At 43.4% G+C, this 21,045-nt stretch carries 19 protein-coding genes; 13 read left to right on the forward strand and 6 right to left on the reverse strand.

What is annotated here, in order from left to right; genetic code table 11:
- Positions 1 to 100: 100 nt before the first annotated feature.
- Together VRU48_RS02005 and VRU48_RS02010 are read left to right on the forward strand one after the other, a co-directional pair.
- Positions 101 to 3,583 (forward strand): PKD domain-containing protein, encoded by a 3,483-nt coding sequence (locus VRU48_RS02005; protein WP_330106261.1) that lies wholly within the window; start codon positions 101 to 103, stop codon positions 3,581 to 3,583.
- A 2-nt stretch (positions 3,584 to 3,585) separates the two neighbouring features.
- On the forward strand, positions 3,586 to 4,599 hold the full coding sequence (locus tag VRU48_RS02010) for a PorP/SprF family type IX secretion system membrane protein (RefSeq protein WP_330106262.1): 1,014 nt from the start codon (positions 3,586 to 3,588) through the stop codon (positions 4,597 to 4,599).
- Between the two features lie 163 nt (positions 4,600 to 4,762).
- Here VRU48_RS02010 and rpoN read toward each other — a convergent pair whose 3' ends face one another.
- A complete protein-coding gene (gene rpoN, locus VRU48_RS02015; RefSeq protein ID WP_330106263.1) occupies positions 4,763 to 6,238 on the reverse strand; it encodes an RNA polymerase factor sigma-54 in 1,476 nt (491 codons plus the stop codon).
- 180 nt (positions 6,239 to 6,418) lie between these two features.
- Here rpoN and mscL point away from each other — a divergent pair, with 180 nt between their 5' ends.
- Positions 6,419 to 6,853 carry a large conductance mechanosensitive channel protein MscL gene (gene mscL, locus VRU48_RS02020; protein WP_330106264.1) on the forward strand — a complete coding sequence of 145 codons (435 nt, stop codon included), beginning with the start codon at positions 6,419 to 6,421 and terminating at the stop codon, positions 6,851 to 6,853.
- 56 nt (positions 6,854 to 6,909) lie between these two features.
- On the opposite strand, the gene VRU48_RS02025 is transcribed toward mscL, so the two are convergent.
- Positions 6,910 to 7,788, reverse strand: coding sequence for a ChaN family lipoprotein (locus VRU48_RS02025; RefSeq protein WP_330106265.1), 879 nt, complete (start codon positions 7,786 to 7,788; stop codon positions 6,910 to 6,912).
- 293 nt (positions 7,789 to 8,081) lie between these two features.
- On the opposite strand from VRU48_RS02025, the gene VRU48_RS02030 reads away from it, so the two are divergent.
- The 7 genes from VRU48_RS02030 (at position 8,082) to tsaB (ending at position 12,557) form a co-directional block, all read left to right on the forward strand.
- On the forward strand, positions 8,082 to 8,909 hold the full coding sequence (locus tag VRU48_RS02030; protein WP_330106266.1) for a LiaF transmembrane domain-containing protein: 828 nt from the start codon (positions 8,082 to 8,084) through the stop codon (positions 8,907 to 8,909).
- A 27-nt stretch (positions 8,910 to 8,936) separates the two neighbouring features.
- Complete coding sequence (locus VRU48_RS02035; protein WP_330106267.1) at positions 8,937 to 9,998, forward strand: sensor histidine kinase; 1,062 nt, start codon at positions 8,937 to 8,939, stop codon at positions 9,996 to 9,998.
- Positions 9,976 to 10,713 carry a LytR/AlgR family response regulator transcription factor gene (locus VRU48_RS02040; protein WP_330106268.1) on the forward strand — a complete coding sequence of 246 codons (738 nt, stop codon included), beginning with the start codon at positions 9,976 to 9,978 and terminating at the stop codon, positions 10,711 to 10,713. Before VRU48_RS02035 ends, VRU48_RS02040 begins: the two co-directional genes overlap by 23 nt.
- A 134-nt stretch (positions 10,714 to 10,847) precedes the next feature.
- Positions 10,848 to 11,006 carry a 50S ribosomal protein L34 gene (rpmH, locus tag VRU48_RS02045; protein ID WP_008241331.1) on the forward strand — a complete coding sequence of 53 codons (159 nt, stop codon included), beginning with the start codon at positions 10,848 to 10,850 and terminating at the stop codon, positions 11,004 to 11,006.
- 66 nt (positions 11,007 to 11,072) lie between these two features.
- The gene (gene rnpA / locus VRU48_RS02050; RefSeq protein ID WP_330106269.1) at positions 11,073 to 11,471 is read left to right on the forward strand and encodes a ribonuclease P protein component; all 399 of its coding nucleotides are present in this window, start codon (positions 11,073 to 11,075) and stop codon (positions 11,469 to 11,471) included.
- Positions 11,458 to 11,688, forward strand: a complete 231-nt coding sequence (gene yidD / locus VRU48_RS02055) for a membrane protein insertion efficiency factor YidD (protein WP_199140932.1) — start codon at positions 11,458 to 11,460, stop codon at positions 11,686 to 11,688. Before rnpA ends, yidD begins: the two co-directional genes overlap by 14 nt.
- Positions 11,689 to 11,870: 182 nt before the next feature.
- On the forward strand, positions 11,871 to 12,557 hold the full coding sequence (tsaB, locus tag VRU48_RS02060; protein ID WP_330106270.1) for a tRNA (adenosine(37)-N6)-threonylcarbamoyltransferase complex dimerization subunit type 1 TsaB: 687 nt from the start codon (positions 11,871 to 11,873) through the stop codon (positions 12,555 to 12,557).
- A 53-nt stretch (positions 12,558 to 12,610) separates the two neighbouring features.
- On the opposite strand, the gene VRU48_RS02065 is transcribed toward tsaB, so the two are convergent.
- Together VRU48_RS02065 and VRU48_RS02070 are read right to left on the reverse strand one after the other, a co-directional pair.
- Complete coding sequence (locus tag VRU48_RS02065; RefSeq protein ID WP_330106271.1) at positions 12,611 to 14,026, reverse strand: DUF5723 family protein; 1,416 nt, start codon at positions 14,024 to 14,026, stop codon at positions 12,611 to 12,613.
- Positions 14,027 to 14,031: 5 nt separating this feature from the next.
- The gene (locus tag VRU48_RS02070) at positions 14,032 to 15,615 is read right to left on the reverse strand and encodes a hypothetical protein (protein WP_330106272.1); all 1,584 of its coding nucleotides are present in this window, start codon (positions 15,613 to 15,615) and stop codon (positions 14,032 to 14,034) included.
- Between the two features lie 90 nt (positions 15,616 to 15,705).
- On the opposite strand from VRU48_RS02070, the gene VRU48_RS02075 reads away from it, so the two are divergent.
- Together VRU48_RS02075 and priA are read left to right on the forward strand one after the other, a co-directional pair.
- Positions 15,706 to 16,092 carry a DUF423 domain-containing protein gene (locus tag VRU48_RS02075; protein ID WP_330106273.1) on the forward strand — a complete coding sequence of 129 codons (387 nt, stop codon included), beginning with the start codon at positions 15,706 to 15,708 and terminating at the stop codon, positions 16,090 to 16,092.
- Positions 16,092 to 18,569, forward strand: a complete 2,478-nt coding sequence (priA, locus tag VRU48_RS02080) for a replication restart helicase PriA (RefSeq protein ID WP_330106274.1) — start codon at positions 16,092 to 16,094, stop codon at positions 18,567 to 18,569. Before VRU48_RS02075 ends, priA begins: the two co-directional genes overlap by 1 nt.
- Here priA and VRU48_RS02085 read toward each other — a convergent pair.
- Positions 18,566 to 19,246, reverse strand: a complete 681-nt coding sequence (locus tag VRU48_RS02085) for a hypothetical protein (protein WP_330106275.1) — start codon at positions 19,244 to 19,246, stop codon at positions 18,566 to 18,568. The two genes, priA and VRU48_RS02085, sit on opposite strands and share 4 nt — an antisense overlap.
- Positions 19,247 to 19,454: 208 nt before the next feature.
- On the opposite strand from VRU48_RS02085, the gene VRU48_RS02090 reads away from it, so the two are divergent.
- Positions 19,455 to 20,111, forward strand: coding sequence for a protein-L-isoaspartate(D-aspartate) O-methyltransferase (locus VRU48_RS02090; RefSeq protein ID WP_330106276.1), 657 nt, complete (start codon positions 19,455 to 19,457; stop codon positions 20,109 to 20,111).
- A 317-nt stretch (positions 20,112 to 20,428) separates the two neighbouring features.
- Here VRU48_RS02090 and smpB read toward each other — a convergent pair whose 3' ends face one another.
- Complete coding sequence (smpB, locus tag VRU48_RS02095; protein ID WP_199140940.1) at positions 20,429 to 20,878, reverse strand: SsrA-binding protein SmpB; 450 nt, start codon at positions 20,876 to 20,878, stop codon at positions 20,429 to 20,431.
- Positions 20,879 to 21,045: the final 167 nt, after the last annotated feature.

Genomic DNA, 21,045 nt, shown 5'->3' on the forward strand with positions numbered 1-21,045 from the left:
TGCTTAACATTTCTTAACAAACAAATCCGTCGTTTAGTTTTAAATAAATTATTATTATTGTAAAACGCTGTCTGTTTTTTTCGGGACAGTTAACGCCTGGATGAAGAATTTTTGCCTTTTGGTTCTGCTTTTTTTGCTTTTTGGTCCGTTTAAAAAGGCTAGTGCCCAAAATATTTCTAACGAAGGGACTGATTTTTGGGCTGTTTTTCCTACGCATGTGCCCAGCGGAAACAGCTTGGCCAATATGGTGGTCTTTATTTCTTCTAAAGATAACAGTTCGGGGAAAGTAATTGTAGGAGGGCAGACCTTCAACTTTACGGTAAAAGCCAATTCAATTGCCCAGGTAGCCATTCCGCGAAACCTGGCTTACATAGACGATATTAATGCTGGTAAGGTGTTGACCAATAAGGGAATACATATTGTAGTTGATGCCGGTAAGCCCAAAGTAGCTGTTTATGCACACATCTATGCCACAGCTAGGTCGGAAGCTTATTTGGTTTTGCCTCTCGAATCGCATGGCAAGCGGTATTATGCCATGAGTATTGATGGACAGGGAGCCCCAAATACTTCGGTGAAAAATGGTATAGGTGGCATGTCTTTTTTAACGGTAGTGGCCACCGAAGACGATACCCATATCAATATCAAAAAACCGCAAAGTGCCACCGTAGAGAAAGTTGACTTGCCCAAGGCGGGCGACGTTTACGAAATGCTTACTGACCTTGATTTAACGGGTACGCTGGTAGAGATTGATGAAACAGCCTCGTCTTGCAAAACCATGGCTGTATACTCGGGCCACTCTGGCTTGGCCCTAAATATGGGTTCATATGATCCGCTTTTGCAACAATTATATCCAATAGCAAGCTGGGGAAGGACCTATGGCGTAGTGCCTTTTTATAAGAGGGCATCTTTTTTTAAGATTTTACCTTCTGAAGATAATACTACGATTAAGGTTAATGGTGTGGTTGTAGCTCAAATTAACCTTGGTGATGTCTATAAAATAGAACGTTCAAACGATGCGATGATTATTCAGGCCGACCATCCCATTTCGGTAGCCCAATTTACCTATTCGCAAGACGAAATCGCAGCTTCATTTACTGATAACCTGTTGGGCGACCCAGATATGGTGATCTTAAACCCCATCGAATACAATATCAAAAACATCACGGTGTTTTCGTCAAATTTGGAAGCCATACGGAATAAATACATCAATATCTTTATGAAGACCAATGCCCGGGCCTCATTTAAAGTAAATGGTAAAATTCCCACTGAGGACTGGCAAACGCTTTCTTACGACCCTACTTATTCTTACATACAGATCGAAGTCTTTGATCAAAGCCTGACGCTCAGCGCCGATGACGGCTTTAATGCCATTGCCTATGGCTTTGGTAACCACGAATCTTATGCCTATTCTGCAGGTACCAACCTGGCCACCAGTCAGTTTTTGACCATTAAAAACAGGGTTACCAATGCCGAAGGGAGTTCGGCCTGCATCGGGCAACCTTCTGATTTTAAATTGACCTTGCCTTACCTGCTCACCAGGATTGTATGGAAGGCCGAAGATGGTAGCATTTTATTTGATGATCAAAATCCCACGCCTACACAGAGTGTTGTTTCTGGACAAACGCTCTATACCTATTTGGCACCGGTAAATAAAACATTTGACACGGTTGGCCAGTTCAAGCTCTCGGCATTGGCCTCGTTTCCGAAAGGTGCGGGAAGCTGTTTTAGTGGCGAGATTGAATTGTTATTTAATAATATAAATATAGATCCATTGCCTAAGGCAGATTTTACTGTGGCTGCAGCGGGCTGTGCCGATAAGGAAATCGCCTTTACGGATAAAAGCATATCAAATGTAGCTCAAAAAAGCATTACCAAGTGGCAATGGGATTTCGGGGATAATTCTCCGGTTGCTACCGAACAAAATCCAAAACATACCTATCAAACAGACGGTGTGTTTACCATCAAGTTATTTGTTGGTGCAGAAAATGGTTGCTTATCCGACGTTGTCGAAAATAAAATCACGATCTATCCTAAAATTAAGCCCAAGTTCGATGCCAGGCTAACCACCTGTATCAACACTGATGTGAGTTTTAAGGATCAATCGACCATCACTTCAGGCAATATTGTCAAGTGGACCTGGGATATGGGCGACCAAAAAGGAACTTTGCAAAAAACAAATGCCTTTAATTACAAATACGATACGCCAGGCGAGTACACGGTAACCCTTGTGGCCGAGAGCGATAAAGGATGTACAGCTACCTATACCCAAAAAATAACGGTTACTATTTTGCCCACTAGTGATTTTGTATTGCCTGCTGTGTGTTTGGCTGATGCTCAGGCTGCTTTTGCAAACAATTCGACGGATTTTGACGGCACAACCACAAACCTTACTTATTTATGGAACTTTGGCGATCCAACTTCTGGCATATTAAACACCTCGACACAAAAAGACGGCAAGCACAAATACAATGCAGTTGGCAATTACAATGTTACGCTAACTGTTTTTAATGGCAATGGCTGTAGTGTAAGCCTGGTAAAGCCTTTTGTGGTAAATGGCTCGTCGCCAAAAGCAGATTTTGTAGTAGGCAGTAATTTATGCAGCAACCAAGCTTTTTCGGCCACCAATGCAGCTACTGTCGATTTTGGAAGCATTACTAGGATCGAATGGTATATTGATGGCGTAAAATATAGCGAAGATGAAAATCCGTCGCCAGGCAAACAATACGACTTTAGTTACCCTGCATTTACAGCGCCCTTAACCAAAACCATCATGCTCGAAATGGTAGCTTACTCGGGTGGTGTTTGTTCAAATAGGGCCTCCAAGCCAGTTGTTTTATTGGCTTCTCCCGTGGTAACATTTAATACCTTAGCTCCGCTATGCTTTAATACGCCAGTTACGCAACTCGAAGCCAGTGAGGCATCGGGTTTAAGTGGTACGGGTGTTTTTAGCGGAGATGGGGTGATGGCCGACGGCCAATTCAATCCTCGGATTGCAGGGGTAGGGAAGCACAGCATTACCTATACTTTTACGGCCACGAATGGATGTGTTGATTCCAAAACGCAGGTTATTGAGGTTTATCCGATACCAACAGCAGGTACCGAACCAGATGTTTACGTGTTTATCGGAGGACAAAAAGAATTAAAGGCCACTGCAAGCGGTGCGGGACTAAGCTACAAATGGACGCCGTCAACGGGCTTAAGCAGTGATGTAGTATTGAACCCAATTGCCAGTCCGCAGGTCGATACCAAGTACACTTTAACAGTTACTTCGAACCAAGGCTGCAGCGAAACCAGCGAAGTTTGGGTGCATGTACTGCAGAATATAGAGGCACCCAGTAGCTTTTCGCCAAACGGCGATGGAATTAATGATGTATGGAACATCAAGTATTTGGATACTTATCCCAATGCTACTGTCGAAATTTTTGACAGAAACGGACAAAAAGTATATTTTAGCAAAGGATATGCCGTACCATTCGACGGAAACTATAACAACAAGGCTTTGCCGGTAGGAACTTATTACTATGTGATAAGTCCGAACAACGGCAGAAAAAGTGTAACAGGAGCGCTCACCATTATTAGGTAATTTTGAAAAGAAGTATTTGTATTTTAGGAATAATAATGGCCCTGTCGGTAACGGCAAGTGCACAGCAACGACCACAATATACCCAGTATATTTTTAACAATTACCTGCTCAATCCGGCACTTAGTGGCATTGAAAATTACATGGACGTAAAAGCAGGCTACCGTAAACAGTGGTCGGGCATAAACAATGCCCCGCAAACTACCTTTTTGGCAGCACACTGGAACCTCGGTAGCGATTACCTTTGGAAAAATGCGCTTTCTATGCCCGATAAGGAAGACAACCCGATGCGCGACAACTACATGCAGAACTACACCGCTTCGCCGGCACACCATGGTATGGGCGTGGTGATGGTGCTTGATAAGGTTGGACCAATTTCGAGGTTCGACGCCAGTTTAACTTATGCTTATCATTTGCAGCTATCCGGAACTTTAAACCTCTCGGCTGGCGTGGCTGCCGGTTTAACCCGAATCGGGCTTGATGTCAACCAACTTACTTTTGAAAATCCCAACGACCCGGCTATCAACAATACCATCGTGAGTCAGGTAAAACCCGATTTATCGCTCGGGCTTTGGCTTTATGGCGCTCGTTTTTTTGCCGGTGTTTCTGCGCAGCAGATTTTGCCTCAAAAATTATCGTTTACCAACGATCCCAAATACAACAGTGGCAAGGAAGTGCCTCATGCTTTTCTTACCGCAGGCTACAAGCTGTTCTTAGACGAAGAGATTTCGGCCATTCCTTCTTTCATGGTCAAATATGTAAGTCCAACACCGGTTTCGGTTGATGTGAATTTGAAGGTTTCTTTTAAAGATCGCTTTTGGGTGGGCGGAAGCTACCGCCACAACGATTCTTTTGCGGCTATGGCCGGTTTAAACATCAGCAGGCTGGTAAACCTCACTTATTCTTATGATTTTACAACTTCTGAACTTAATAACGTGAGTTATGGAAGCCATGAAATCGTGCTAGGCCTACAGCTTAACAATGTTTACAAGGTGATGAGCTCTATGCGGATGTGGTAGCTTTTTTCGGATTTACAGGTGGCAGTTGGCAACGAGCAATTAGCAGTTGACAGTTGTCGATTAACAGTTCATTCAACAATTGAGCAATTCAACAATGTTGAAGTTGAGCTATTCAGCCCTGCAACAATTTAACAATTAGGCAATTAAACAATCCAACAAAGAACTAAAGCTCTTTTCTCAACCTGGCTACCGGAATATTCATTTGCTCACGGTATTTGGCTACGGTTCGGCGGGCAATGTTGTAGCCTCTTTCCTTCAGGATTTCGGTCAGCTTTTCATCGGCCAAAGGTCTGCGTTTGTCTTCGTTGCCAATGCAGTCTTCCAATATCTTTTTCACTTCCTTATTCGATACTTCTTCGCCGGTTTCGGTTTGGATAGCCTCAGAGAAGAAAGATTTGAGCAGGAAGGTGCCAAACTCGGTTTGTACGTATTTAGAATTGGCCACCCTCGAAACGGTCGAAATATCCATGCCTATTTTATCGGCAATGTCTTTCAAAATCATCGGACGCATTTTGCGCTCGTCGGCCGTTAAAAAATATTCGTATTGGTATTGCATGATGGCGTTCATGGTTTTCAGCAAGGTTTGCTGTCTTTGCTTAATCGCATCGATAAACCATTTGGCCGAGTCGAGTTTTTGTTTCACAAACTGAACCGCCTCTTTCATTTTTTTGTCCTTTTGCGAAGCTTTGTCGTAATGCTCGAACATATCCATGTAAGAACGGCTCACTCTCAGTTCGGGTGCATTTTTTGAGTTGAGGGTCAGGATTAAGGTACCGTCGTTGTTGGAAATATGAAAGTCGGGAATAATCTGCAACTGTTTGGTGGTCACCTGGTTCGAATCGCCTGGTTTAGGGTTGAGCCTCAGTATTTCGGCCACAACTTCTTTCAGTTCTTCGCTGGTTAGCCCTACAGATTTTTCCAGTTTGTCGTAATGCTTGCGCGTAAATTCATCCAAATGGTGTTCAACAATGGCAATGGCTTTTTTGATGATCGGATTATTGGTGTCTTTACGTTTCAATTGTAGCGACAGGCACTCTTGCAGGTCTCTGGCCGCAATGCCCGGAGGATCAAAGCTTTGGATTACCTTAAGCATTTCGAGCACATCTTCTTCTTCCACCATCACGTTTTGCGAAAAGGCCAAGTCGTCAATCATCGAAGTAATTGGCCTGCGCAGGTAGCCATCGTCGTCAAGGCTTCCAATAATCTGCTTGCCTACAATAAAATCGGTATCAGAAAGCGGTACAAGGTCTAACTGTTCCTGCAGGCTTTCAAAAAAAGTGCTTTCAATGGCAATTGGCGTTTCTTTTTTGTCTTCGTCGTCGTCGCCGTTATTGTAAGAAGTGCTGTAATCGTTGGTATTGTCGTCTTGAAGGTAATCTTCTACGTTAAATTCGTCGCTGCCCATGTCGTCGCCCGAATCCTGGTTGTAGTCGTCGTTGTCTTCGTTCAGGTCGTCATATTCGCTTTTGGGCTCGTCGGCCGTCATCAGGCTGGGGTCTTCCAGCGCCGGATTGTCTTCCAATTCTTCTTTAATACGGGTATCTAAAGCAACAGTAGGCACCTGTAGCAGTTTAATGAACTGGATCTGCTGGGGTGATAACTTTTGTAATAGCTTTTGCTGTAAATGTTGTTTTAGCATATTTGATGTTTGGATACGAATCGTTGCCAAAAATAAGCATTTGCTTTAGATTATTGAAGTATGGGCGGTCTATTCTTTGAGAAATAGTTAATTATTTCAACTTAAATACTTGCATTGATGTTAAAGTTTGCTATTTTTAATTCACTTAATTAAACAAGATTGTTCATCTAAAAACTGCTTATGGGCTTTGTTAAAGAATTTAAAGAATTTGCTGTTAAGGGCAATGTAATGGACTTGGCAGTCGGTGTAATCATCGGTGGTGCATTTGGTAAAATCATTGATAGCGTTGTAAATGATTTGGTTATGCCTTTGGTGGCGGCCATTATCGGCAAGCCAGATTTTAGCAATATGTACTACGTGTTAAAAGGCAATGTAAATGCTGGTACAGCCTTGGCCGACGCAAGAAAAGTAGAAGGGGCTGTTATTTTTGCCTATGGTAACTTCATTACCGTGGCTATTAACTTCCTGCTGTTGGCACTCGTTATCTTTATGATGGTAAAAGCTATTAACGCAATGAAGCGTAAAGAAGAAGAGAAAGTTGCCGCTGCGCCACCTGCACCTAGCAACGAAGAAGTGCTTTTATCGGAAATCAGAGATTTGCTGAAAAACAAATAAGAATTACAGACTTCAAAAAAAACGTCATTCAGGTAAGCTGGATGACGTTTTTTGTTTTAAAAGGTTTTCTTCACCGTTGGGTCCGTTACGATGATGTAATCGCCTAGGTCTTTATAGCTGTTCCAGTTGGGCTGGCTAAAGTCGTCGGCCGCAAACGAAGAAATATTCAGGATTTTGAGCTTGGGTGCATATTTGTTCAGTTTGGCCAAGGTGCCCAGCTTTTCGTCGCTATGAAAACGGCCATTTACCTGAAAAATCTTTTTGCCCTTGTTGTTTTTGGCATAAGTGGCTATGCTCCAGGCCATGGTGGCATCCCAGAAATTTTGCGTTTGGAATACCTTCATGCCACCCATGCCATGGCCGCCCAAGGTTTCGATAAACTTGTCGTAGTAGCGTCCGGTGGCCGTGTCTATGGGCAAGGGAGCGATAAAGCGTTTAGAGCCTTCGGGCAACTGTTTTAAAGCCTCCAATCCCGATTTGGTAACCACATTGCTGTACCTAGCCGCCCCATTGGCCCCAATTACATCCAGTTTGTTGGTTTTTGCCCATTCGATCATCGGCCTGTAGTCTTTATAATTATTCCATGCACGGCCTTCCTTGATGAAATTCTTCTCGCTGATGATGCCGCTGAGGTATTCGTTAATGACCGGTTGTACATCGGTGTGGAACATTTCCAAGGTCAGCGCCGCTTTGCCTGGATAGGCCAGTGCGATTTTCTTGAAGATCTCGGCCTCTAAATAATGGCCTACAGAATCGTTGTGCTCTTCGCCGAAGAAAAGGACATCGGCCTTGCCCAAATCATTAACGATATCATCGATACTGATGAGCTTTTGCTTTTTAACATCGTAGATTTTGTAATGGCTCGAAAGGTCTTGCGAAAAGCCCAGCAATGGCAAGATAAAGGCCACAACAAGTAAAAGGTGTTTTCTGGTCATCTGGTTTTTTTGTGCTAAAGTAAACATTTGTCGGCTATACCTCAAGTAGGCAGTGGCCGTTTGCCGTCTAATATTTGGAGCCTGGCACAGGTTGTTGCCGTGGTGTCGGCAAAATTGGCTAATTTGCAATTGTCCGCTTCCTTTTTGAATTGGGTTTTCGCGACTTTAATTGTTTTAATAATTTTACCGATTAATTAATGCTTTTTACCGATAATTGGCCTGCAAACAGGAGAATGCCATTGGCTGGCATTGGCACTTGCACTACCTTTGGTGTATAATAATTGAAGAAACAAATGGAAAACAATAATAACAATACAAATGTGACTAATCGCTCGGGCAAGGTTTGGGCAGGATTAATCATCATCGTTGTAGGCGCTCTCATTCTGCTAGACAACGTTGGCCTCGATTTACCACGCTGGCTTTTTAGCTGGGGCAACATTTTAATCGTGATTGGTTTGCTGGTTGGCTTTAAGCACAACTTTAGGCACAGTGGCTGGTTTATCATGATATTGATCGGTTCTTATTTCAGTTTGGAAAATTCCTTTGGCGATACCATCAACTTCTCGAAAATCGTATTTCCCTGTCTGATTGTTGCGCTGGGCCTATTTATTCTCTTTAAGCCAAAAAGTACTTATCAAGACCATGCCGAAAGGTGGAAAAGAAAAAACGACCGATGGAACAGGAGAGGCGACAGGTGGAACAGGAGATTTGGCAATGAGCCTCATCAGTTTAGCGGCGAAGAACCCATAGTGGCCTCGGAAGAAGAAAAAAAAAATAGCAGCAACGATTACCTCGAATCGGTAAATGTTTTTGGAGGCTGCCATCAGGCCGTGTTCTCTAAAAACTTTAAAGGCGGCGAAATTGTAGCGGTGTTTGGCGGCTGCGACCTGAACCTTACCCAAGCCGATTTTGAAGGCGAAGTAACCATTGATGTAACCGCGATTTTTGGAGGCACCAAGATTGTTGTTCCTCCGGGATGGAGAGTTAAATCTGAAGTAACCGCAGTATTTGGTGGCTTAGACGATAAAAGAAGCATTCAGCCTTTGGCAGAAGGGGTAGACAAAACATTGATCATTAGAGGGATCGCGTTGTTTGGCGGGGTGGATATCAGAAACTATTAACAGGGTCTTTTACCTAAAACTCAGCCTGTGACAATTACTCCATTATCAGTTAGGCAAATTAAGCTGGCCTGTAGCGTTTTCTTGGGAGGCTGGATAGCCGCATGGTCAGCCATGCTTTATTTCACCTTAGATTTTAATTGGCAAATTGCCTTGGCCGATAGCATTGTAAGCAATGGACTATTGGCCATTGGCTGTATTGTGCTGAGCAATATGCTGGGCTATTACCAGCCCAAAAAAGAACGGTTGCTGTTTTTGCTATTGCTTACGGCGGTACTTACCCTGGTGGCCGTGCTTTTATCCAAATACGGCTTGCACTATCTGTTTGGCAAACAGAAGGATTATCTCCGTTTTTTGGATTTTTCTTTGCCGTTTAGGGCGCTGGTTGCCTTTTTGTGCCTTACCTGGTGCGCAGTGTCTATTATTTTGTGGTACCGGATAGAAGAACAGTCGGAAACACAGGAACGCCTGCTTGCAGCGCAAAACTTGGCCAAAGAAGCAGAACTGAACAAATTGAGACACCAGTTGCAGCCCCACTTTTTGTTCAATAGCCTCAATTCGGTGTATGCGCTTACCATTGTTAATCCAACCGAAGCCGGCACCATGATTACCAAGCTGGCCGCTTTCTTGCGTGGCACCCTAAAACGCGACGACGAGGTTTGGGTAAACGTAGCCGACGAAATGGAATACATCCAGCTTTATCTCGATATTGAAAAAGTACGGTTCAGCCATCGCCTAAACATCGATGTGGAAATTGCTGAAGAAACCCTGGGCTTATGCCTGCCGGGCACCTTGTTGCAACCTATTGTAGAAAATGCCATCAAGTTTGGCCTTTACAATACCTCGAACGCCATTACCATTACCATTAAAGTAAAACTGGAAAACAAGGCCTTGGTTATTTGCGTAGCCAATCCTTTTGACCCCGAAATGAGGGCCAGCAAGGGTACGGGATTTGGCCTTTCGGCCATACGGCGCAGGCTGTACTTGTTATTTGCCGACAGTAATCTTTTGCAAACCGAAACAAAAGACAATAATTTGTATATTACCACACTTAAAATACCGCAGAAAGATGATAAGAACGATATTAATTGACGATGAGGCATTAGCACGCGATGTGGTAAAACATTATTTGAAAGATTATCCCGATATTGAGGTGGTAGCAGAATGCTGCGATGGCTTTGAAGGCCTGAAAGCAATTACCCAGCACAAACCCGATTTTATCTTTTTGGATGTACAGATGCCAAAGATCAGCGGTTTTGAAATGCTGGAACTGGTAGAAAATCCGCCAGCCGTTATTTTTACCACCGCTTTCGACGAGTACGCCATCAAGGCTTTTGAAGTAAATGCGGTTGATTACCTGCTCAAGCCTATCGAAAAGATCCGTTTTGAACAGGCCATGCAAAAACTGCCGGGCAAACTGGCCAAAGAAGAAAACAGCAGCAACGAACTGCTGGAAACCGCTTCTTTATCGCCTGCACAAAACAGCCGCATTGTAGTAAAAAGCGCTGGTGTCATCAAGATTATTCCGGTTAGCGAATTGCATTACATCGAGGCTGACGACGATTATGTAAAGCTCAGTACTTCTGAAGGCAATTTCCATAAGAATAAAACCATGGGGTTTTTCGAGCAGACTTTAGATCCTGCGCAGTTTATCCGCATTCACCGTTCTTACATCATTAACCTGGCTCAGGTCACCAAAATAGAACTGAAAGAGAAAGACAGCTACATTGTGTTGCTCAAATCGGATATCTGGCTGCCGGTGAGCAAAACGGGCTATGTAAAACTGAAAGCGGCTTTGGGCCTTTAAGGCGAAAGGACAGTTGGCTTGAGGCCGATAAGCTTGTTGATAAAAATAAAAAGAAATCATTTTTGCATTTGTAGAAAAATCGCGTTATATTTGCACCTCTTATTTAAAAAACTTAGTTAAGATATTATACAGTTATGAAAAGAACTTTCCAACCTTCGCAAAGAAAGAGAAGAAACAAACATGGCTTCCGCGAAAGAATGGCTACAGCAAACGGTAGAAGAGTATTAGCTTCTCGCCGTGCAAAAGGAAGAAAAAAATTATCAGTTTCTGACGAGCGTCGTCATAAAGCATAATTTTTGATTGCATCGCCTCAATAGGGGAGTTAGCAGATCAGCTATGCTGCCAAACTGCAATCAAAAATGAATAGATTTAACAAAGAAGAACGGTTGTGTAGTAAGAAATATTTAGACTTACTATTTAAAAACGGTTCTTCTTTTTTATTATATCCCTTTCGCATTACCTTTCTGCTGGTAGCCGAACCGCACAAATATCCCGCACAGGTGGTCATCAACGTAGCCAAAAAGCGCTACAAACATGCGGTTGATCGAAACCTGATCAAAAGACGTACCCGCGAAGCCTATCGCCTGCAGAAAGAAGCAAAGCTTTATCCTTTTCTAAATCAGCCCGACCAGTTGTTGCTGCTGTCTTTGCAATACGTAGGCAAAGCCAAATACGATTATAGCGTTTTTGAGAAGAAGCTTTCGGGCGCGCTCCAAAAATTAGTTTCCCAAATCCAGCCAGCCGATGAAATTCATTAAGCAATTGTTTTCTTGGCTTTTCCTGGGCATTATTAAGCTCTATCAGCTCTTTTTGTCGCCTTTGTTGGGGGCAAGCTGCCGTTTTACGCCTACCTGTTCGCAATATGGGGTGGAGGCTATTAAAAAGCACGGACCGTTTAAGGGCGGATGGCTTACGCTGAAACGCATTGCCAGCTGCCATCCCTGGGGCAGGCACGGCCATGATCCGGTTCCTTAGAGGGGGTAGTCCATAGTCCATAGTCTATAGCCCGTGGTCTTTTGCCCTCAACCTTCCGCCTTCCACCTTCTACCTTTAGTCTTTAGTCTTTAGTCTATGGTCTATGGTCCATCAACAATTAAAAGATTATTTATCATTAACCCCAAGTCTTTGCCCTTTAATCTTTACTTTTGTGCCTGAAAATGGCTACAATACTTCAAATAGAAACGGCTACGCCGGTTTGCTCGGTTGCTTTGTCGGTAAATGGAACGACTGTTGCGCTTAAGGAGCAGGCCGGTCAGCATATCCATGCGGCCAACCTCACTTTGTTTATCGACGAAGTGTTGCAAATGGCCAAACTCAGCTATGCCCAATTAGATGCCATTGCCATAAGCAAGGGCCCAGGTTCTTACACCGGATTAAGAATTGGCGTATCGACGGCCAAAGGCCTCTGCTTTGCCTTAGACAAGCCCTTGATTGCTATTGGAACCCTGCAAATGATGGCCAATGGCTTTTTGGAGAATCATCCTAATTATGGCGGATTGATCTGTCCGATGATCGATGCCCGACGAATGGAGGTTTTTACTGCCGTATACGACAACAAATTGCAAAGCTTAGAAGCCGTAAATGCCAAAATTATAGACGAAAAAAGCTTTGTATTAGAGCTGGACAATCATTTTGTAACCTTTATCGGCGACGGGGCAGCCAAATGTGCTCCCGTGTTGGAACATCCCAATGCCCATTTTTCTGCTATAAATTTCAATTCGGCCACTTACATGAGCAAGCTTGCCTACGAGGCTTTCCATCGAAAAGCTTTCGAAGATGTAGCCTACTTTGAGCCGTTCTACCTGAAAGATTTCGTATTTACCACGCCGAAAAACAAGCTTTAGGTTATCTGAGTATATAGACTATGGTCTATGGTCCATTAACTATTGCTTTTGCACTACCATTTCCTGAAGAACTCGTACATGCTCCTGAAAAAGCCTTTGTATACCTTTTCGCCGTTTACGCCTGGCATGGTACTCAGGTTTTGCGGATGTTCTACCGTACGGCCAAATTTAATGCCCATACCCAGGTAAAATGAGCCACCCACATAGCCGCTGCCCACGCTTGCATCGCTTTGGTTAATGCCTTTGCCCAGCGAAATGGTTTTGCCAATATTGTCGGTGCCTAAAAAGAATTCGAAATTTGGCGTTTGGTACATGGCCTGCAAACCAACCATCATAAAATTATTGAAATTGTATAAGGGTGTTACGCTAGCGGCAAACTTGTCGATCTTAAAAGTGTTGACCAAAGCTACATCGCCACCTGGGTGGAAAAGATTTTTGGAAACGATAAAACTAGGTTTGTAGAAGCCGAAGGTTCTGGAAACCAGAAAATCCGCTTTGGCATTGGTCGCGGCAAAGAAGCCTTTTTGCTGGTCTATGTCTCGTGCCATGTCGGTAATTTCTTGGTTGATTTCCGAATTGCTGCGGGTAGAAAGCTCATAAATGCTTTTGAGCTGATTGAATTTTGCCACATGCGAGCTTTTGCTCCATCTGATAAAACCTAAATCCTTGATGTTACCCATAATGAAATAACCCGACTTGGAAGTATAGGTCGTGCCCAAGCTAATAGATATCCCTGGGTTTTTAAAGGTGGGAATAAAGGTGTTCTTGTTGATTTCGTCGCTTTGTATAAAGCTGCCTTTGTAGGTGCCGTTAAGGCCAAGGTCTAGGCGGTCGTTAAAAGTATCAGCAAAAATATAAGAATTGTCTATGCGGATCGAATTGTAAGTAATGCCGCTCAACAGGCTTAATTTGACACCAAATGCCAATCTTTTGTCCCAGTTTTCTCGAATACTTACACTAAACTGATGGTACGATTGGGCGTAGCCCTTATCGTTGAAGATATCGGTGTAAGGTACGTCCTGGAAGCGTTTGTAGGAATCGAAAATAGCTAGCGATTCGTTGGTGTAGGCTACCTGTGCATCCGATCGGATCTGCCAGGCAAAGCCGATTTCCTGGTTGTACTTGTAAGAGTTGAAGATCCTGAAAGTAAGTACATATAAATTGGTCTGTTGATAGAGTTTGTTGATGGCTCCTGTACCGATAGGCAGGTTTCGGGTATCGTTTACCTGTTCTTGGGCCAGTTTCCTCAGTACATCCTGCGCACTGCCTCCGCCTGCCGCGTTGAGCCCTAAATTGGGGAAAAGAAAATTGGAGGCGTATTTGCCCGAACTATCCAAGGTAAAGGCCTTTACTGCCGGATTTTCAAACGCATCGAACAGGGTTCGGGTATTAAACAGGGCGTATTGCTGCGCATGGAGTTGGCTAAACAGGCAGCTTAATCCGAACAATAGGAGGTATTTTTTTTTCATGGCCACTAGGGAGTAGTTTGCAAAGTATCGGCCTTGGCAGTAACTGCTTCCGGCTTTTTATACAAAAGCAAATTAGTCAAAAACTTTCCATTATCACCCGCTAGTTGATAACAAAAAGAATCAAAAGTTCTTAGCCCGTTTTTCGATTGATACTGTTTGTAATAAGCCGGTTTGAGGTTGCGCCCAAAAATATCATTGGCGTTTTTGTTGCCTACATAGAACGAAATCGTGCTCGAAGAAGAAAGCTGGTCGGCCAGGCCTTGGTAGGCGTCGTCGTTAACCAACAGCTGGTTGTTTTTGTAGCTGTTTAAAAACACCTGTACGCTGCTGGCATTGTTGGCCATCACCAAATAATTGTCTATGATGGTGAAGAAGGGCCGTTCGAATTTTTTGAAAGGTTCGCCAAAATAGCTATAGGGGATATTGTTTTCCTTGAAAATCCTGATGTCGGGTGCATAAGAGGCGCTGATGTCCAACAAAAGCTGGTTAACCTTTTCGCCGTTGCTGAGGGCGATTGCGCCAAATTTCTCGCCGGTATTCAGCTGAAAAGCAATCAGTTCGTTTTTGAAATACTTCGGAAAAATCTGGTCCAGGTCCAAGCCGTATTTTTCTCGGATGTTTGCTGTTGTTTTGCCAATTTTTTCGCCGTCCTTTTGTTTGGCCACCCAATGGTCAAGGTCCTTTTTCCAGCTCGCATAATCGCCAATGGCATAAAGGCTGTAGTTGGCTGTTTTATCCGGAACGATGGTATTGATGCTGATTTTCTGCTCTTGGATTTTCGAAAACAACTGATAATAGCTGTTGGCATCGTTAACCGTGGTGCTGCCGTTGAACAACAGTTTTTCCCTGCTGAAATTATAGCTGAGCGAAGCATAGCTGTTTTGCTTGTTAAAAATGCCCAACTCGCCGTTAAGGTTGCTGTTCAATATTTGCTGCAACAGCAAAGGCATTTTATTGAAATTAAGGTAAAGGCTGGCCAAAGTGTTTTTGCTGAAACGGCTGTTGGCTTTAATGTAGGCCGTAAAATCGTGGTCTACCGCAGTTTTAGGGTGTAGCGACTGCTGGATGGCTTCCAAGGTATTCGATACCATCACCAGCTGGTCTTCAATGGCGATAAAGCAAGTTGTGCTGTCTGCAAAACTCAATTCGTAGCTTGTTCCCGTTTGTTTGATTTTGGCGTTTTTGATGCCTAAATCAGGCAAAGAGATCTTCTTTTTGATGCTGGACTTAAGCTGCGTGCTCACGATAAAATCGATGGTATTGTTGGTTCCAGGCACAAAAGCTACATAGATCTTTTGGCCTTCAATCAAGCGGTTGATTTCGGGCTGATCGATGAGATTTGCCTTTAAAGACCTGATCGAAGCCGTCTTTGTTTCGCCAAGCAGGGGCTGAAAAAGGTTTTGGCCACTGAGGATTTCGTAAAAGCTCTTGTCGTTCTCAAAACTGAATATTACTCCAGAATTGGCAACGGCGGCATTCAAGGATAAATCATTGGCATTGGCTTCGGTATTCAGGTTAGAAAAATATACATAGACCATCGCTATGATTCCGAGCAATAAAACACTGAGTATGATGTAAATTCTTTTCATGGTCTTCTTCACAAATTTAATTTAATTTTGCGATTACAGAGATTATAAGGGCATTTTCTTAATTTAGCAATCGTATAAAGCCGATAACTCATGAATAAACGGATCATCCTCACTGCAGCTTTTTTTGGAGCATTGGCAGTTGTACTAGGTGCTTTTGGTGCGCACGGACTTAAAAACTCCATCAGCGCCCTTGATTTAGCCATATGGCAGAAAGGGGTAGAGTACCAGTTTTACCATACTTTTGCCCTGTTGTACCTCTCTACCTTTGCTCGCTATAAAAACAAGCTTATCGGATTTGCTTACGTGTTTTTTACCTTGGGCATCGTATTGTTCTCGGGTTCACTATATCTATTGGCACTAAAAGACAGTTTCCATCTCGCTTTTGCGGGCTTCATTGGTCCGATTACGCCAATTGGTGGCCTGTGTTTTATTTTGGGCTGGATTAGCCTATTTATGGCCGCATTAAGAGATAAATAATGCAATTTGCCGAGCCTACCGATTTTGCTGAAAGAGAAACCCTCTTTGTGGAAGTGATATTGCCCTTATCGCTGGCCATTAACTATACCTATAGGGTTCCTTATGAGCTGAACGACCGCATTGCGATAGGCAAAAGGGTAGTGGTGCAGTTTGGCAAGCATAAGATGTATACGGCGCTGGTTAAAAGCATTTGTACGCAACCCCCAGAATTTTATCAGGCCAAGTATATTATCGACGTCGTGGATGATATACCCGTAATTAACGAAAAACAGTTCGAGTTTTGGGATTGGATCGCATCCTATTATCTCTGCAACGAAGGCGATGTGATGTCGGCCGCCCTGCCTACCGGACTGAAACTGGCCAGCGAAACCATTTTGGTGATCAGAGAGGAATTGCCCGAAGAACTGGTGCTGAGCGAAAAAGAAAACCTTATTTTTCAAGTGTTGCAAAAACAGCAGCGCATGAGCATAGACGATGTAGTTGAATTACTGGGGCAAAAAACCGTTTATCCCATTATCAATTCGCTCATTGCCAAAGAAATTATTTTTGTGGCCGAAGAGGTGGTCGAAAAATACAAACCACTGCTCAAATCCTTCATCAAACTCAATCCTTTTTATAAAGACCAGGAAAACCTGAAACAGCTTTTTGCCATTTTAGAGCGGGCGCCTAAACAATTGGATGCCTTGTTGGCTTACCTCAAGCTGTCGCGAACCGATCAGGCTGTTCCAAGGCAACTGTTACTCGAAGAAAGCGCCTGTGGACAAGCGGCCCTCAAGGCCTTATTGGATAAGGATATTTTTAGCCTGGAAAAAAGACAGGTAAGCCGTTTAAATCAGATGGGCGATGAATTTGAAGTGAATTTTGAACTCAGCCCTGCGCAGCTGCATGCCTTTAACGAAGTGCAGCAAGGCTTTGAAGAAAAAGACGTGGTGCTGTTGCACGGCATTACCGCATCGGGCAAAACGCAGCTCTACATTAAACTGATAGAAAAGGCCATCGCCAATGGCGGACAAGTATTGTTCCTGTTGCCCGAAATTGCATTGACTACCCAAATTGTAGAACGCATTAAGCAGTATTTTGGCGATAAAATTGGGGTTTACCATTCTAAATTCAATGATAACGAACGCGTTGAAATTTGGAACAAAGTGGTAAACGGAGCTTACCAAGTGGTGCTGGGCGCCAGATCTGCTGTTTTTCTGCCTTTTAAAGAACTCAAACTGATTGTGGTTGACGAAGAACACGAAGCTTCGTACAAGCAGCACGAGCCCGCGCCCCGCTACCAAGCCCGCGATGCTGCCGTTTTTTTGGCGCACCTGCATCAGGCCAAAGTGGTACTCGGATCGGCAACGCCGTCTATCGAGAGTTTTTACAATGCGCAAACCGACAAATATGCGCTGGTTACCTTGAACGAAAGATTTGGAGGCGTACAATTGCCCCTGCAACAAGTAGTAAGCATTGCCGAAGAAACCAAGCGTAAAAAAATGACTTCTTATTTTACCAGCGTGCTCATCGACGATATGGCCACGGCGCTTGAAAATAAAGAACAGGTTATCTTATTCCAAAACCGTAGGGGCTATGCCACCATTTTGATTTGCGCAACCTGTGGCTATGCGCCTAAATGCGTAAACTGCGATGTAAGCCTTACTTACCATAAAACCAGTGGCAAGCTGCACTGCCATTATTGCGGCTACCACCAGTCGAGTATTAACATTTGTCCGGCTTGTGGTTCGGTGCATATCGAACAAAAAGGATTTGGCACCGAAAGGATAGAGGAGGAGCTGAGCCTTATTTTTCCCGAAGCAAAAATGGCCCGTCTGGATTTGGATAGCACCCGCACCAAAAACAGTCTGCAACAAATCATCTCCGATTTTCAGGATAAAAAAACGCAGGTGCTTATTGGCACGCAAATGGTAGCCAAAGGGCTCGATTTTGATAATGTGAGCCTCATTGGCGTGATCAATGCCGATACCTTGCTCAATTACCCCGATTTTAGGGCATTTGAACGCAGCTACCAGTTGTTGGCCCAAGTTGCCGGAAGAGCGGGCAGGAGAGATAAGCAGGGGAAAGTATGTATCCAGGCCTACGACGAGTCGCATCGGATCATTAAACAGGTGATGGAGAACGACTACCTGCAAATGTATGCCGACGAAATGGACGAACGCAAGCAATTTAACTATCCGCCATTTACCCGTTTGATTTTTGTAAACGTAAAACACAAGGATGCCAATGTGCTTCAATTAGCCTCCAATCAGTTGGCCAGTGCACTTAGGCAACAGTTGGGGAGCAGGATCTTAGGACCAGAACAGCCCTTGGTAGCCCGCATCAGAAACTACTACATCAAGCAGATCATCATTAAAATAGAAAAGGTAGCCCCTGTACAAAAGGTGAAAACCATCTTAAAAGATACCATTAGGGATTTTAACGCCCAAAAAGACTTTAAGAGCGTGATTACGCAAATAGATGTAGACCCTTATTAGTTTCGGCCTACCAAATGAACCTGTATGCCTACCGAAACAGGGTTAAGCAAGAATTCCCATTTGTTGTATTTTACAAAAGTACGTGTGTTGCCCGCATCTTGTTGGGTGGTTTCTTGGCGTTCGTACGAATAGTAGAAATCCAAACTTGTTTCGGCAAAAATAGAGATGTTTTTAACCGGATTTATCTTGATGCCTAGCACGGGTGCAAAAACGAAGCCGTTTTTATCTGCATCGGCCATATAAGGCAGGCTGTTGCTTTTGGTATTGTTGCTCTTGATTTCGCCCGTAAAGCGGTTGGCACGGAAACCTGCATCGGCACCAAAATAAGGTTGTATGGTGGCGTAGTTGATGCTTTTTTCAAAACCTAGCTTAAACGAATAATCAGTTGATTTTCCAGTGGCAATTTCGCAATTGGTGCACTGGTTAAAGAAGCTAGCGTTGCTTCTGAAATAATTTCCGCTTAATCGATAACCGATTTGGTTGTCGTTAAATTTGATAAGAACACCATTGGCATAAGTATGGGTGTAATCTTGAGAGTTGACCTGGTTTAATATTTTAGGCATCTGCATCAAACTATAGGCACGCAATCCGATGCTGTAGTTGTAGTTGCCGTCTAATTGTGCAAAAGCAACCGATGAAACCAATAAACAAAAAACACTCGCCAAAAATCTTTTCATACTATAATAGGAATATATATCGATTTCAAAAGTAGAAATTATTTGGCGATTTACTAGTACATCTGTAACTGTTTGAACATATTTTTTGAGCCTTGTGGTTTTGTGGATAATTTTTGGGATTGATTTTGTGTTGGTTATCGGCAAATAATCGCCAACACGAAATAAAAATAACCCGATTTACTGTTTAAACCCTTATTTTTGGAACAAGATGGCGTATAAGTTTGTAGATAATTACCGAGAACAGGGAGCAAGAAAGAAACTGGTTGTATTATTGAGGGAAAGAGGCATCGGCGATGAGCGCGTATTGAAAGCCATAGGCAAGGTGCCTCGTCATTTCTTCTTCGACGAAACTTTTTGGAACCAGGCCTATAAGGACATTGCTTTTCCGATTGGCGATGGACAAACCATTTCGCAACCCTATACCGTAGCTTACCAAACAGAATTGCTGCATATCCAAAAAGGCGATAAGGTATTGGAAATCGGTACCGGTTCGGGTTATCAGACTTGTATCCTGCTGGAACTTGGCGCCAAGGTTTACACCATCGAACGTCAGGCCAATTTGTATGCACATACCATTAAAGTGTTGCCGGGCATGGGCTATAAAGCCAATTTCTTTTTAGGCGATGGCTCTAAAGGCATTGAAGAACATGCGCCCTACGACAAGATTATTGTGACCGCCGGTGCGCCCTTTGTGCCCGAACTGCTTTTGAAACAGCTGAAAATAGGAGGTATCCTAGTTATTCCGGTAGGCGACGAAAAATCGCAGAAAATGCTCACGGTAATCCGCGTAAGCGAGAACGACTACGATAAAATTGAACTAGACACTTTCCGCTTTGTGCCTCTGGTAGGCGACCAGGCTTGGTAATCCGTTAGCTGATTAGTTTATTGGAGGATTGGCTTATTGTTGGATTGTTAAACGGTTGAATTGCTGAATTGCTAAATGGTTTCATTAGATAGCCTAACTGCTAAGCGCCTATTGCCTGCTTAGTTGTTGTTTTGGCCCATAAGATGTTGTTCGTCTAAAGAAAGCTTTATTTACTTTGGTCTTTAAGCTTTAGTCTTTCAGCTGTAGCCTCTTTGACTATCGACCGTGGACTATCGACTAACAAACTTTCAGCTGTATCCTCTTTAACTATCGACTGTGGACTATCGACTATGGACCATCAACCAGCAAACTAAGCCCTAAAACTTCAAGGCTCTATCCATTTCGCGCTTGCTTTCCCGCTCTTTGATGCTGTCGCGTTTGTCGAATTCCTTCTTGCCCTGCGCCAAGGCGATTTCGATTTTGGCAAAGCCTCTTTCGTTGGTGAAAATACGCAAAGGCACAATGGTATAGCCTTTTTCTTCGCCCTTAACCTTCAGTTTTTTGAGCTCTCTTTTTTGCAAAAGCAAAACTCGATCTCTTTTGATGTCGTGGTGGTAAAAAGAGCTATGGCTGTATTCGGAGATGTGCAGGTTTCTTACATACAGGTTGTCGCCAATAAACATACAGAAAGCGTCGGTCATATTGGCCTTTCCCTGCCTTATCGATTTGATTTCGGTGCCTAGCAAAGCAATGCCGGCCACAAAACTCTCCAAGATGTGGTAATCGAAATAAGCTCTTTTGTTTTTGATCTGTATATCCTTTGACATAACGCAAATATCGGTATTTATTAGCTAAAATCCTCATTTGTTCGCTTTCCGCTTTAAATACTTAAAAAGTTGTTTGAGAATTTTTAAATGCAACTATATTGCATTTGATATGTTTGACTTCTATATTTGCATCAAAGTTGCTTTTTGGTATGACTGATTAAGGTAAG

Origin of the sequence: Pedobacter albus (assembly GCF_036324255.1) — a bacterium.
GTDB classification, from domain to species: Bacteria; Bacteroidota; Bacteroidia; order Sphingobacteriales; family Sphingobacteriaceae; genus Pedobacter; species Pedobacter albus.